The organism is Burkholderia sp. HMSC10F09 (assembly GCF_001806955.1).
GTDB lineage: Bacteria > Pseudomonadota > Gammaproteobacteria > Burkholderiales > Burkholderiaceae > Burkholderia > Burkholderia multivorans.
The window spans coordinates 49374-62103 of record NZ_KV786628.1 but is presented as its reverse complement, the minus strand read 5'-3'; the positions used below and the strand labels follow the sequence as shown (position 1 = coordinate 62103).

Sequence of the window (12730 nt, the reverse complement as noted above, 5' to 3'; positions counted from 1 at the left end):
CGCGCGCCCAAGTCCGCAGGTCGGAAAATTCTCTTTTGCCGTAGAATGTCCGACTTGTTTTGAAATTTGACACCCTCGTCCATGGCGAAAACCGCATCCCCAGGCGCGACGCCGCCCGGCAACGGCGCCGAACCGTTGCCGGACAATTACGAGACAGCGCTTGCGGAGCTCGAGACGCTGGTTGCGCGGATGGAAGGCGGCGCGCTGAGCCTCGAGGATTCGCTGGCGGCGTATCGCCGCGGCGCAGCCCTTGTTGCGTTTTGCCAACAGCAGCTCGAGAAAGTGGAGCAGCAGGTTCGCGTGCTCGACGGCGCGACGCTGAAGCCGGCGGCCGCCACGGACGGCGAAGACGACGATCTATGACATTCGAACAATGGATGCGGTCCGTGCTAGACCGCGTCGAGGACGCACTCGGCCACTATCTGCCGGCTGAAACCGTGGTGCCCGCACGACTCCACGAAGCGATGCGCTATGCGGTCCTCGGCGGCGGCAAGCGCGTTCGCCCGCTGCTGTGCCATGCGGCAGGCGAACTGACCGGTGCGACGGAGGCGGCGCGCAATGCGGCGGCGGCGGCGCTGGAGATGATCCACGTCTACTCGCTCGTGCACGACGACATGCCGTGCATGGACGACGACGCGCTGCGTCGCGGCAAGCCGACCGTGCATGTGCAGTACGACGAGCCGACCGCCCTGCTGGTCGGCGACGCGCTGCAGTCGCAGGCGTTCGTCGCGCTGACCGACGCGGCTGCCCTGTCGCCGGTGCAGCAGGCGGCGCTCGTGCGCGAGCTCGCGCTCGCGAGCGGCTCGCTCGGGATGGCGGGCGGCCAGGCGATCGATCTCGCGAGCGTCGGCATCAAGCTGACGCGCGAGCAGCTCGAAACGATGCACCGGATGAAGACGGGCGCGCTGCTGCGCGCGGCGGTGCGGATGGGCGCGCTGGCCGGCGAGACGCCGTCGGCCGACACGATGGCTGCACTCGACGTCTATGCGGGGGCCGTGGGTCTGGCCTTCCAGGTCGTCGACGACATTCTCGACGTCACGACCGATTCGGCGACGCTCGGCAAGACGGCCGGCAAGGACGCGGCGAACGACAAGCCGACCTACGTATCGATCCTCGGCCTCGATGCGTCGCGCGAACTCGCCGCGCAGTTGCGCGCTGAAGCGCACGATGCGCTGAAACCGTTCGGCGCACGCGCGCAGCGTCTCGCCGAACTTGCCGACCTGGTAGTGAACCGGGTCAGCTGACGCGAAAGCCCGCCGCCGCGCACACGCTACGGGTGCGTGCAACAGAATGCGGGCGCGTTTGATTTCCTACAATGGAACGACGATGTACGACTTGCTGAAAACCATCGACGACCCGGCGGACCTGCGCCGCCTCGATCGTCGCCAACTGCAACCGCTCGCGGATGAACTGCGTGCGTTCGTGCTCGACAGCGTGTCGAAGACGGGCGGCCATTTGTCGTCCAACCTCGGGACGGTCGAGCTGACGATCGCGCTGCACTACGTGTTCAACACGCCGAACGATCGCATCGTCTGGGACGTGGGGCACCAGACCTACCCGCACAAGATCCTGACCGGCCGCCGCGACGAAATGCCGACGCTGCGCCAGCTCGGCGGCATCTCGGGCTTCCCGCGCCGCTCCGAATCCGAATACGACACCTTCGGCACCGCGCATTCGAGCACGTCGATCTCGGCCGCGCTCGGCATGGCGATCGGCAGCCAGCTGAACGGCGACGACCGTTTCTCGATCGCCGTGATCGGCGACGGCGCGATGACGGCCGGCATGGCGTTCGAGGCGATGAACAACGCCGGCGTGTCCGAGGACGCGAAACTGCTCGTGATCCTGAACGACAACGACATGTCGATTTCGCCGCCGGTCGGCGCGCTGAACCGCCATCTCGCGCGTCTGATGTCGGGTCGCTTCTACGCGGCCGCGCGTGCGGGCGTCGAGCGCGTGCTGAGCGTCGCGCCGCCCGTGCTCGAACTCGCGCGCAAGCTCGAGGAGCATGCGAAGGGCATGGTCGTGCCGGCCACGCTGTTCGAGGAATTCGGCTTCAACTACATCGGCCCGATCGACGGTCACGATCTCGATTCGCTGATCCCCACGCTGCAGAACATCCGCGAGCTGCGCGGCCCGCAGTTCCTGCACGTCGTCACGAAGAAAGGGCAGGGCTACAAGCTCGCCGAAGCCGATCCGGTGCTCTATCACGGCCCCGGCAAGTTCAATCCGGCCGAAGGCATCAAACCGTCCGCGACGCCCGCGAAGAAGACGTACACGCAGGTGTTCGGCGAGTGGCTGTGCGACGAGGCCGAGCGCGATTCGCGCGTCGTCGGCATCACGCCCGCGATGCGCGAAGGCTCCGGCATGGTCGAGTTCGAGAAGCGCTTCAAAGATCGCTACTACGACGTCGGCATCGCTGAACAGCACGCGGTCACGTTCGCCGGCGGCCTCGCGACCGAAGGGCTGAAGCCGGTCGTCGCGATCTATTCGACGTTCCTGCAGCGCGCGTACGACCAGCTGATCCACGACGTCGCGCTGCAGAACCTGCCGGTCGTGTTCGCGATCGACCGCGCGGGCCTCGTCGGCGCCGACGGTGCGACGCATGCGGGCGCGTACGATCTCGCGTTCATGCGCTGCATTCCGAACATGACGATCATGGCGGCATCCGACGAGAACGAATGCCGTCAGATGCTGCACACCGCGCTGCAGCAGCCGAACCCGACCGCGGTCCGTTATCCGCGCGGCGCGGGCACCGGCGTCGCGACGGTGAAGGAATTCACAGAGCTGCCGATCGGCAAGGGCGAGGTGCGCCGCCGCACGTCGCAGCCGGAAGGCAAGCGCATCGCGATCCTCGCGTTCGGTACGATGGTCGCGCCGTCGCTCGCGGCGGCCGAAGAGCTCGATGCAACCGTCGCGAACATGCGTTTCGTGAAGCCGCTCGACGCGGCGCTCGTGCGCGAGCTCGCGGAGACGCACGACTTCCTCGTCACCGCCGAAGAAGGCTGTGTGATGGGCGGGGCAGGCTCGGCCTGCGTCGAAGCCCTGATGGAGAGTGGGGTTATCCGACCCGTACTACAATTGGGCCTCCCTGACCAGTTCATCGATCACGGCGACCCCGCGAAGCTGCTGTCGCTCTGCGGCCTCGACGGCGCGGGTATCGCGAAATCGATTCGCGAACGCTTCCTGAACCCGGCAACCGGCGTTGCCGGTCAGGCAAAGCGCGTCGCCTGAGCCGGCGCCGCCCGAGGGCGGCATCGGCGCGACTGGCGCAACCGGTCTTCATTGATGCGGAAAAACATGGGCCTGCGGGCCCATGTTGCTTTTCCGGCTGCCGCATGATGCGGCGTGCGCGTCGTCGAACGCGCGGCTTACAAGGATTGAACAAGATGAACCAGATGAATCCCGCCTTCGTGATGCCCGACGTGCAGAGCACGGTGGATACCCGTCAGATTCCGATTCAGCGCGTGGGCGTGAAGGCGGTCCGGCATCCGTTGACGGTGCTCACCGAAAGCGGCGACGTGCAGCCGACGGTCGGCGTCTGGAATCTCGACGTTCGTTTGCCGGCCGAGCAGAAGGGCACGCACATGTCGCGTTTCGTCGCGCTGCTCGAGGAGAACCGCGCGCCGCTGACGATCGAGCGCTTCCGCGCGATGATCGCGTCGATGCTCGAGAAGCTCGAGGCGGAAGCCGGCCGCATCGAAGTGACGTTCCCGTACTTCGTCAACAAGACCGCGCCGGTGTCGGGCGTGCAGAGTCTGCTGGACTACGAAGTGACGCTCGCAGGCGAAAGCCGCAACGGCGAGACCCGTCTGTTCCTGAAGGTGCTCGTACCCGTGACGAGCCTGTGCCCGTGCTCGAAGAAGATCTCGCAGTACGGTGCGCACAACCAGCGCTCGCACGTGACGATCGACGCCGAACTCGCGGCCGACGTGCCAGTCGAGGCGCTGATCCGCATCGCGGAAGAAGAGGCGTCGTGCGAGCTGTGGGGGCTGCTGAAGCGGCCGGACGAGAAGTTCGTCACCGAGCGTGCGTACGAGAATCCGAAGTTCGTCGAGGACCTCGTGCGCGACGTCGCGGCGCGTCTCGATGCGGACGCACGCATCGTCGCGTATGTGCTCGAAGCGGAGAACTTCGAGTCGATTCACAATCACAGCGCGTATGCGCTGATCGAGCGCGACAAGCGGCACGCCGCGTAACGCGCGACCGACTACGCGCCCGCTTCGGCGCGGCGCGAGCGTCGAATTAAGAAGGCCGCAGCAGCAGCGGCCTTTTTCATGTGCGCGAATCGTGCGGCGCGCGCTTCAGCGTGCGAGCGACGCGAGATCCCAGCGCGGCTTCACCGTGAATGCATAGTCGACGTTGGCCTGGTCGGGCCAGCGTGCGAGCCGCAGCGCGCCTGCCAGCGCGATCATCGCGCCGTTGTCGGTGCACAGCGCGAGATCGGGATAGTGCACGTCGAAACCGCGCTTCGCGGCCGCGGCCGACAACGCGGCGCGCAACTGACGGTTCGCGCCCACGCCGCCCGCGACGACAAGCCGCTTCAGATTGGTCTTTTTGAGCGCGGCGAGCGATTTGGCGACGAGCACGTCGACGGCCGCATCGACGAAGCCGCGTGCGAGATCGGCCTTCGCGCGCGCCAGCGCATCGCCCGACAACTGCGCCGCTTCGAACTTCTTCATCTGCGTGAGCACGGCCGTTTTCAAGCCGCTGAAGCTGAAATCGAGATCGCCCGAATGCAGCATTGGGCGCGGCAGCACGACGGCGCCCGGCGTGCCCGTTTCCGCGAGCTTCGATACTTCCGGGCCGCCCGGATAGCCGAGGCCGATCAGCTTCGCCGTCTTGTCGAACGCTTCGCCGGCCGCGTCGTCGAGCGTTTCGCCGAGCGTCTCGTACACGCCGACGTCGGTCACGCGCATCAGTTGCGTATGTCCGCCCGACACGAGCAGCGCGACGAACGGGAACGGCGGCGGCTCGGCGACGAGCAGCGGCGACAACAGATGGCCTTCGAGATGGTGGATGCCGACGGTCGGCTTGTTCCATGCGAGCGCGAGCGCGTTCGCGATGCTCGCGCCGACCAGCAGCGCGCCGGCGAGCCCCGGGCCTTGCGTGAACGCGATCGCGTCGATGTCTTCACGGCGCGTGCCGCTTTTCGCGATCACTTCCTCGAGCAGCGGCAGCGCGCGCCGGATGTGATCGCGCGAGGCGAGCTCGGGCACGACGCCGCCATAGTCGCGGTGCATCGCGATCTGCGAATGAAGCGCGTGCGCGAGCAGGCCGCGCTGCGTGTCGTAGAGCGCGAGACCGGTTTCGTCGCAGGAGCTTTCGATGCCGAGAACGAGCATGGGTGCGGGCGCGGCGCGCTGCATCGAGCGCGCCGCAGGAATATCGAGTAACCGGAAAGTATAGCAGGCAAGGGCCCGCCGCCGCTCGCGCCGGGCCCGGACGCGGTGCCGGGCGGGTACAATCCGCGCCATGGAAACTTACGACATCGCCGTGATCGGCGCGGGCGCGGCCGGCATGATGAGCGCCGCGGTGGCCGGGCAGCTCGGTCGCCGCGTGGTGCTGATCGACCACGCGCCGCGGCTCGCCGAGAAAATCCGCATCTCGGGCGGCGGCCGCTGCAACTTCACGAATCTCCATGCGGGCCCGGACAACTATCTGTCGGCCAATCCGCACTTCGCGCGCTCGGCGCTTGCACGCTACACGCCGCGCGACTTCCTCGCGCTGCTCAAGCAGCATCGCGTGACGTGGCACGAGAAGCACAAGGGCCAGCTGTTCTGCGATCACGGCAGCGACGCGATCATCGACATGCTCAAGCACGAATGCGACGCAGGCGGCATCGCATGGCGCCGGCCGGTCGTCGTCGACGCCGTGCGTCACGCCGCAGACGACGGCTTCACGCTCGACACGCAGCAGGCGGGCCCGATCCGTGCGCGCGCGCTGATCGTCGCGACCGGCGGCCTGTCGATCCCGAAGATCGGCGCGACCGACTTCGGCTATCGGCTCGCGAAGCAGTTCGGCCACAAGCTCGTCGATACGCGGCCCGCGCTCGTGCCGCTGACGTTCGCGCAGCAGGACTGGGCGCCGTTCGCGGCGCTGTCCGGCGTGTCGCTCGAGGTGCGCGTGTCGACCGGCGACAAGAAGCGCGGCGGCGAATTCGTCGAGGATCTGCTGCTGACCCATCGCGGGCTGTCGGGGCCCGGCATCTTGCAGATTTCGAGCTACTGGCACCCCGGCGAGCCGATCCGGATCGACCTGGTGCCGCAGCGCGACGCCGTGGCCGAACTGCTCGAGGCGAAGCGCACGTCGAAGCGGCAGATCGGCTCGCTGCTCGCGGACTGGGTGCCGTCGCGGCTCGCGCACGTGTGGCTCGACACGCACCGCGTGGCCGCCGACGCGCGCCTCGCAGATCTGCCCGACAAGGTGCTGCGCCAGATCGGCGACGCGCTCGCCGGCTGGACGCTGACGCCGAACGGCACCGAAGGCTACAAGAAGGCCGAAGTGACGAAGGGCGGTGTCGATACGCGCGAGCTGTCGTCGGCGACGATGATGAGCGCACGCGTGCCGGGGCTGTTCTTCGTCGGCGAGGCGGTCGACGTGACGGGCTGGCTCGGCGGCTACAACTTCCAGTGGGCGTGGGCATCCGGGCAGGCCGCCGGCAAGGCCGCCGCGGAGTTCGCTCGCGGTGCTTGACGTCTTAGTGCCTTTGTGCAAAGCCTCTGCTATACTCGTTAATCTTTCCCTGCAAACCTTTATTCGTGTCGGATCATGACGATCATTCGCGTTAAAGAAAACGAGCCGTTCGAAGTTGCCATGCGTCGCTTCAAGCGCACGATCGAGAAGAACGGTCTGCTGACCGAGCTTCGTGCGCGCGAGTTCTACGAGAAGCCGACGGCCGAGCGCAAGCGCAAGAAGGCTGCGGCGGTGAAGCGTCACTACAAGCGGATCCGCAGCCAGATGCTGCCGAAAAAGCTGTACTGAACGATTGGGCGCCGCGCGGTTGGCCGAGCGGCGCACCGGCGAAACCCGCGCGACCGGGCAGCGAGTCGCCGATGCCGGATTCGAGCAACCCGCTTGAGACACTGTCCAAGCGGGTTTTTGTGTTGACGCCCATTGGCGGGCGTCGCGTCCACGTTTCCATCTCGGGTGAAAGATGAGTTTGAAAGAGCAGATCAGCGATGACATGAAGACCGCGATGCGCGCGAAGGAAAGCGAGCGTCTCGCGACGATCCGCCTGCTGATGGCTGCCATCAAGCAGCGCGAAGTCGACGATCAGGTCACCCTCGACGACGCCGGCATCACGGCCGTGATCGACAAGATGATCAAGCAGCGCAAGGACTCGATCAGCCAGTTCCAGGCCGCCGGCCGCGACGACCTCGTCGCGAAGGAGCAGGCCGAGCTGACGGTGCTGAGCGCTTATATGCCCGCGCAACTGTCGGACGCCGAAGTGGCTGCCGAAGTGCAGGCGGCGGTCGCGCAGACGGGCGCAGCCGGCCCGCAGGACATGGGCAAGGTGATGGGCGTGCTGAAGGGCAAGCTCGCGGGTCGCGCCGACATGACGGCCGTGTCCGCGCAGGTCAAGGCCGCGCTGTCGAAGTAAGTCGCGTTATCCGGCGCGCGGCAGCGTGCGCCGGGCGTCGTATCGTCCTCTTTCGCTCGATCCCACGGTGATTCCGCATTCGTTCCTGCAGGATTTGCTGAACCGCGTCGATATCGTCGACGTGGTGGGCCGGTACGTGCAGCTCAAGAAGGGCGGCGCGAACTTCATGGGGCTGTGCCCGTTCCATAACGAGAAGAGCCCGTCGTTTACGGTCAGCCCGACGAAGCAGTTCTATCACTGCTTCGGCTGCGGCGCGCACGGCACGGCGATCGGCTTTCTGATGGAACACGCGGGGCTGACGTTCCCGGAAGCCGTGCAGGAACTCGCACAGTCGGTCGGTCTGACCGTGCCGCACGAGCCGTCGACGCGCGGCGGCGGCGGGGGCGGCGACTATCCGGCGTCCGTATCGAAATCGGTGGCGACGGCGCTCTCCGACGTGATGGCGACCGCGTGCGACTACTACCGCAAGCAGTTGCGCGGCGCGCCGGCCGCGATCCAGTATCTGAAGAACCGGGGCCTGACCGGCGAGATCGCCGCGCGCTTCGGGCTCGGCTACGCGCCGGACGGCTGGCAGAACCTCGAGGCCGCGTTCCCGGACTACCGCGACGATGCGCTCGTCGAGTCGGGGCTCGTGATCGTCAGCGAGAAAACCGACGCGCAGGGCGCCGCGCGCCGCTACGACCGGTTCCGCGAGCGGATCATGTTCCCGATCCGCAACGTGAAGGGGCAGGTGATCGGCTTCGGCGGCCGCGTGCTCGGCAGCGGCGAACCTAAGTATCTGAACTCGCCCGAAACGCCGCTGTTCAACAAGGGCAGCGAACTGTACGGGCTGTTCGAGGCGCGGCTCGCGATCCGCGAACGCAAGTACGTGCTGGTCGTCGAAGGTTATATGGACGTCGTTGCGCTGGCGCAGCTCGGTTTTCCGAATGCGGTCGCGACGCTCGGCACCGCGTGCACGCCGATTCACGTGCAGAAGCTGTTGCGGCAGACCGATACGGTGATTTTCAGCTTCGACGGCGATTCGGCCGGCCGGCGCGCCGCGCGGCGCGCGCTGGAGGCTTGCCTGCCGCACGCGGCGGACAATCGGACGATCCGATTCCTTTTTCTGCCGCCCGAGCACGATCCGGACAGCTATGTGCGCGAGTTCGGCGCGGATGCGTTCTCGGACCAGGTCGAGCGTGCGATGCCGCTGTCGCAATTTCTGTTGAACGAAGCAATTGCGGGCAAGGCGCTCGACCAGCCCGAAGGCCGCGCGAAGGCACTGTTCGACGCGAAGCCGCTGCTGCAGGCGCTGCCCGCGAATGCGTTGCGCGCGCAGATCATGCACATGATCGCAGATCGCCTCGATATTCCGTTCGAGGAAGTGGCGGCGCTGTCGGAAGTCGATGCGCGGATCGCGGCCGCACCGCGGCAGGCGCCGGCGCGCAGCGATCGCCGGCGCGTGACGGAGAGCGAAAAGCGCGCGTTGCGCACGCTGGTCATGCATCCGCGTATCGCGCTGGCGCTCGACGACGAGCAGGTCGCGACGCTGCGCGCGCTGCCGCGCATCGGCGAACTCTTTGCGGAAGTCGTCGACCACGCGCGCGCGCTCGGCGACGGCGCGGAGTTCCGGCTGCTGTCCGACGTGCTGCGTACGTCGCCGAACAGCGCGACGTACGAGGAAATTTTCCGCGAAATTCTGGACTATGATGAAAACGTCCGCGATTTGCTGTTACAGAATCCGGACGACGAGGCGGTGGCCGAGCGGCAGCGCGAACAGGAACGGATCGCCGGGGAGGAACTGCAGGCGGCCGTGCTGAAGATGCGCTACGACGCGTGCTGCGACCGGCTCGATCGGCTGGCGCGGCAATCCACGTTCACCCCCGAGGAATTGGCCGAATTGACGGAATTGAACCGGCAGCGAACCGACATGAAACGTCGGCTCGGGCTGTAGGCAGCCGGGGCGCCAGGAGAGAGGCTCCCCAGCGTGCTATAATATAAGGTTTCCAGCGGTTTGTTTTCTAAGCAGAGGCGAGATTCGCGATGGCAAAGACGACAGGCGGAAAGAAAGCAACGGGCAAGGGCTCGACGGAGCCGACCAAGAAGGTCACAGCGGCCAAGTCTGCTTCTTCCGCCAGGACGACGTCTTCGGCTACATCAACCCCTGCAGGAAAGAAAACCGCGGCCGGCACTGCTCAAGCTGCGCCGGCGCCGGCAGCCAGAACACGGGCTGCCGCCAGACCCGACTCCGGGCCGGCCAAGCCGGCGGCGAAGCGGGCAAGTGCGAAAAGCGCAAGGGACGCGGCTGCCGCGGCGGACGAAACGGCAGTACGTACTACTCATGCACCCACGGTTCAACCGGCTGTCGTCCAGCAGCCGCGAGTCGATATAGCCGGTACGGCGAACTCCATGACGAAAAAGCTGAACGAAGTATCCGTCGATGACGACGCAAATCAGAGCGACGAGCAGCCCGCAGCGGCGGCTGCGCCGGGCAAGTCCAAGGCGCGCGACCGCCGCGCCAAGGAAAAGGCGCTGCTGAAGGAAGCGTTCGCGACGAGCACGCCCGGCACGGCCGAGGAGCTCGAAGAGCGCCGCGTGAAGCTGCGCGCGCTGATCAAGCTCGGCAAGGAGCGCGGCTTCCTCACGTACGCCGAAATCAACGACCACCTGCCGGACAACTTCACCGAGACCGAAGCCCTCGAAGGCATCATCGGCACGTTCAACGACATGGGCGTGGCGGTTTACGAGCAGGCGCCGGACGCGGAAACGCTGCTCCTGAACGACAACGCGCCGGCCGCGTCGTCGGACGACGAAGTCGAAGAGGAAGCGGAAGTTGCGCTGTCCACCGTCGATTCCGAATTCGGCCGCACGACCGATCCTGTGCGGATGTACATGCGCGAGATGGGCACCGTCGAGCTGCTCACGCGTGAAGGTGAAATCGAGATCGCGAAGCGTATCGAAGACGGCCTGCGTCACATGGTAATGGCCATCTCCGCATGCCCGACGACGATCGCCGACATCCTCGCGATGGCGGAGCGCGTCGCGAACGACGAGATTCGCGTCGACGAGCTCGTCGACGGCCTGCTCGATCCGAACGCTTCGGACACCGACACGGACGGTTTCTCCGCGAAGGAAGCGGAGGAGATCGAGAACGAGGACGAAGAGGTCGAAGAGGAAGAGGAAGAAGAGGAAGAGGAGGACGATGACGGCGCCGCGCAGGCGACCGCCAACGCCGCCCAGCTCGAAGCGCTGAAGCGTGCCTCGCTCGAGAAGTTCGCGCTGATCAGCGAGTGGTTCGACAAGATGCGCCGCGCGTTCGAGAAGGAAGGCTACAAGTCGAAGTCCTACCTGAAGGCGCAGGAAACGATCCAGAGCGAGCTGATGACGATCCGCTTCACTGCGCGTACCGTCGAGCGCCTGTGCGACACGTTGCGTGCGCAGGTGGACGAAGTGCGCCAGGTCGAGCGTCAGATCCTGCACATCGTCGTCGACAAGTGCGGGATGCCGCGTTCGGAATTCATCGCGCGCTTCCCGGGCAACGAGACGGACCTCGACTGGGCCGAGAAGATCGCGGCCGAAGGCCATTCGTACAGCGCGATCCTGTCGCGCAACATCCCGGCGATCCGCGAACAGCAGCAGCGCCTGCTCGATCTGCAGGCGCGCGTCGTGCTGCCGCTGAAGGACCTGAAGGAAACCAACCGCCAGATGGCGGCCGGCGAACTGAAGGCGCGTCAGGCGAAGCGCGAAATGACCGAGGCGAACCTGCGTCTCGTGATCTCGATCGCGAAGAAGTACACGAACCGCGGCCTGCAGTTCCTCGACCTGATCCAGGAAGGCAACATCGGCCTGATGAAGGCGGTGGACAAGTTCGAATACCGTCGCGGCTACAAGTTCTCGACGTATGCGACGTGGTGGATTCGTCAGGCCATCACGCGCTCGATCGCGGACCAGGCGCGCACGATCCGTATTCCGGTTCACATGATCGAGACGATCAACAAGATGAACCGCATCTCGCGGCAGATTCTGCAGGAAACCGGTCTCGAGCCGGATCCGGCGACGCTGGCCGAGAAGATGGAGATGCCGGAAGACAAGATCCGCAAGATCATGAAGATCGCGAAGGAGCCGATCTCGATGGAAACGCCGATCGGCGACGACGATTCCCATCTCGGCGACTTCATCGAGGACACCAACACGGTCGCGCCGGCGGATGCCGCGCTGCATGCGAGCATGCGCGACGTCGTGAAGGACGTGCTCGATTCGCTGACGCCGCGCGAGGCGAAGGTGCTGCGGATGCGTTTCGGTATCGAAATGAGCACCGATCACACGCTCGAGGAAGTCGGCAAGCAGTTCGACGTCACGCGCGAGCGGATTCGTCAGATCGAGGCCAAGGCGCTGCGCAAGCTGCGTCACCCGAGCCGTTCGGACAAGCTGAAGTCGTTCCTCGAAGGGAACTGATTTTCGGCTTCTTCCTGTCGAACGCCGCCGGCATTCATCGGATGCCGGTGGCGTTTGTTCCCTTTGTTGTTACAATGCCGGCCCGGCGTCTCTGCCGGTGGCGTATGTAGCACGCTCCGCATTCCTCCAGGGCCTGTAGCTCAGCGGTTAGAGCAGTCGACTCATAATCGATTGGTCGCGGGTTCGAACCCCGCCGGGCCCACCAAATTCGCTTCGAAGGTTATCCAAGGAAATTGTGCCGTTAAGCATAAGTTGTCCACGACCTGGACACGTTATGCTTTATCGGCGACTGGCTATACGTTTGAGGTTTGGTTCGCGGTGGCAACCGACCGCAATTCGACGCGAAAAAAGCCGACCCGGTGGGTCGGCTTTTTCGTTTCTGATGGCCGGTGCCTAGTCGGTCCGAGCGCCTCCTTGCCTCTCTGGTGTCCGTCTATGACGCCTCAAAATGCGGTCACGACTTCGTGAAGCGACCTACTACGACTGGGGACCTGCTGTCCCGAAAGTAGCAAGCCCGCGAGCCGAGTGCGAAGCGGTCCAAGTGTTGAGGACCGAACGCGCGTTGGGTTCCCGGGCCTGAGGGCTGGTAGGGATTTCGCGGTCGCTGTTCCACTACGAGTCGTGCCGTCGAGATGACGACGAAGCGTTGACGGGTCCCATGATCAACACTCCTGTTCAATATTCAAGTTGACAACC

General features: G+C 65.6%; 10 protein-coding genes and 1 tRNA gene. 10 read left to right on the top strand and 1 reads right to left on the bottom strand.

The features are described 5' to 3' along the window. The first annotated feature begins 81 nt into the window (after nucleotides 1-81). The 4 genes from HMPREF3115_RS08690 to folE2 all read left to right on the top strand — a co-directional run bounded on the left by HMPREF3115_RS08690 (nucleotide 82) and on the right by folE2 (nucleotide 4196). Nucleotides 82-363 (top strand): exodeoxyribonuclease VII small subunit, encoded by a 282-nt coding sequence (locus HMPREF3115_RS08690; protein WP_006399451.1) that lies wholly within the window; start codon nucleotides 82-84, stop codon nucleotides 361-363. Further along, nucleotides 360-1244 (top strand): polyprenyl synthetase family protein, encoded by an 885-nt coding sequence (locus HMPREF3115_RS08685; protein ID WP_053298883.1) that lies wholly within the window; start codon nucleotides 360-362, stop codon nucleotides 1242-1244. The genes HMPREF3115_RS08690 and HMPREF3115_RS08685 overlap by 4 nt, the downstream gene beginning before the upstream one ends. A gap of 82 nt (nucleotides 1245-1326) precedes the next feature. Beyond that, entirely contained in the window at nucleotides 1327-3231 is a 1905-nt protein-coding gene (dxs, locus tag HMPREF3115_RS08680; RefSeq protein WP_006399453.1) for a 1-deoxy-D-xylulose-5-phosphate synthase, read from the top strand. A gap of 155 nt (nucleotides 3232-3386) precedes the next feature. Next, a complete protein-coding gene (folE2, locus tag HMPREF3115_RS08675; RefSeq protein ID WP_035487909.1) occupies nucleotides 3387-4196 on the top strand; it encodes a GTP cyclohydrolase FolE2 in 810 nt (269 codons plus the stop codon). 105 nt (nucleotides 4197-4301) lie between these two features. Here folE2 and tsaD read toward each other — a convergent pair whose 3' ends face one another. Next, nucleotides 4302-5342: a tRNA (adenosine(37)-N6)-threonylcarbamoyltransferase complex transferase subunit TsaD gene (gene tsaD / locus HMPREF3115_RS08670; RefSeq protein WP_006404126.1), complete on the bottom strand. Its 1041-nt coding sequence runs from the start codon at nucleotides 5340-5342 to the stop codon at nucleotides 4302-4304. Nucleotides 5343-5463: 121 nt separating this feature from the next. On the opposite strand from tsaD, the gene HMPREF3115_RS08665 reads away from it, so the two are divergent. From HMPREF3115_RS08665 to HMPREF3115_RS08640, 6 genes are all read left to right on the top strand, one after another. Then, nucleotides 5464-6693, top strand: coding sequence for a BaiN/RdsA family NAD(P)/FAD-dependent oxidoreductase (locus HMPREF3115_RS08665; protein ID WP_227747568.1), 1230 nt, complete (start codon nucleotides 5464-5466; stop codon nucleotides 6691-6693). A gap of 75 nt (nucleotides 6694-6768) precedes the next feature. Then, complete coding sequence (gene rpsU, locus HMPREF3115_RS08660; protein ID WP_004190342.1) at nucleotides 6769-6981, top strand: 30S ribosomal protein S21; 213 nt, start codon at nucleotides 6769-6771, stop codon at nucleotides 6979-6981. A gap of 172 nt (nucleotides 6982-7153) precedes the next feature. Further along, on the top strand, nucleotides 7154-7600 hold the full coding sequence (locus tag HMPREF3115_RS08655) for a GatB/YqeY domain-containing protein (protein ID WP_006404124.1): 447 nt from the start codon (nucleotides 7154-7156) through the stop codon (nucleotides 7598-7600). A gap of 67 nt (nucleotides 7601-7667) precedes the next feature. Further along, on the top strand, nucleotides 7668-9533 hold the full coding sequence (gene dnaG / locus HMPREF3115_RS08650; RefSeq protein ID WP_070554118.1) for a DNA primase: 1866 nt from the start codon (nucleotides 7668-7670) through the stop codon (nucleotides 9531-9533). Between the two features lie 89 nt (nucleotides 9534-9622). Next, entirely contained in the window at nucleotides 9623-12034 is a 2412-nt protein-coding gene (gene rpoD, locus HMPREF3115_RS08645; RefSeq protein WP_083302174.1) for an RNA polymerase sigma factor RpoD, read from the top strand. 129 nt (nucleotides 12035-12163) lie between these two features. Continuing rightward, nucleotides 12164-12239: transfer RNA gene (locus tag HMPREF3115_RS08640), tRNA-Ile, on the top strand. Nucleotides 12240-12730 lie beyond the last annotated feature (491 nt).

Coding starts and splice junctions, on each gene's coding strand:
- HMPREF3115_RS08690 (WP_006399451.1), top strand. CDS start 82: ATGGCGAAAACCGCATCCCCAGGCGCGACGCCGCCCGGCAACGGCGCC.
- HMPREF3115_RS08685 (WP_053298883.1), top strand. CDS start 360: ATGACATTCGAACAATGGATGCGGTCCGTGCTAGACCGCGTCGAGGAC.
- dxs (WP_006399453.1), top strand. CDS start 1,327: ATGTACGACTTGCTGAAAACCATCGACGACCCGGCGGACCTGCGCCGC.
- folE2 (WP_035487909.1), top strand. CDS start 3,387: ATGAACCAGATGAATCCCGCCTTCGTGATGCCCGACGTGCAGAGCACG.
- tsaD (WP_006404126.1), bottom strand. CDS start 5,342: ATGCTCGTTCTCGGCATCGAAAGCTCCTGCGACGAAACCGGTCTCGCG.
- rpsU (WP_004190342.1), top strand. CDS start 6,769: ATGACGATCATTCGCGTTAAAGAAAACGAGCCGTTCGAAGTTGCCATG.
- HMPREF3115_RS08655 (WP_006404124.1), top strand. CDS start 7,154: ATGAGTTTGAAAGAGCAGATCAGCGATGACATGAAGACCGCGATGCGC.
- rpoD (WP_083302174.1), top strand. CDS start 9,623: ATGGCAAAGACGACAGGCGGAAAGAAAGCAACGGGCAAGGGCTCGACG.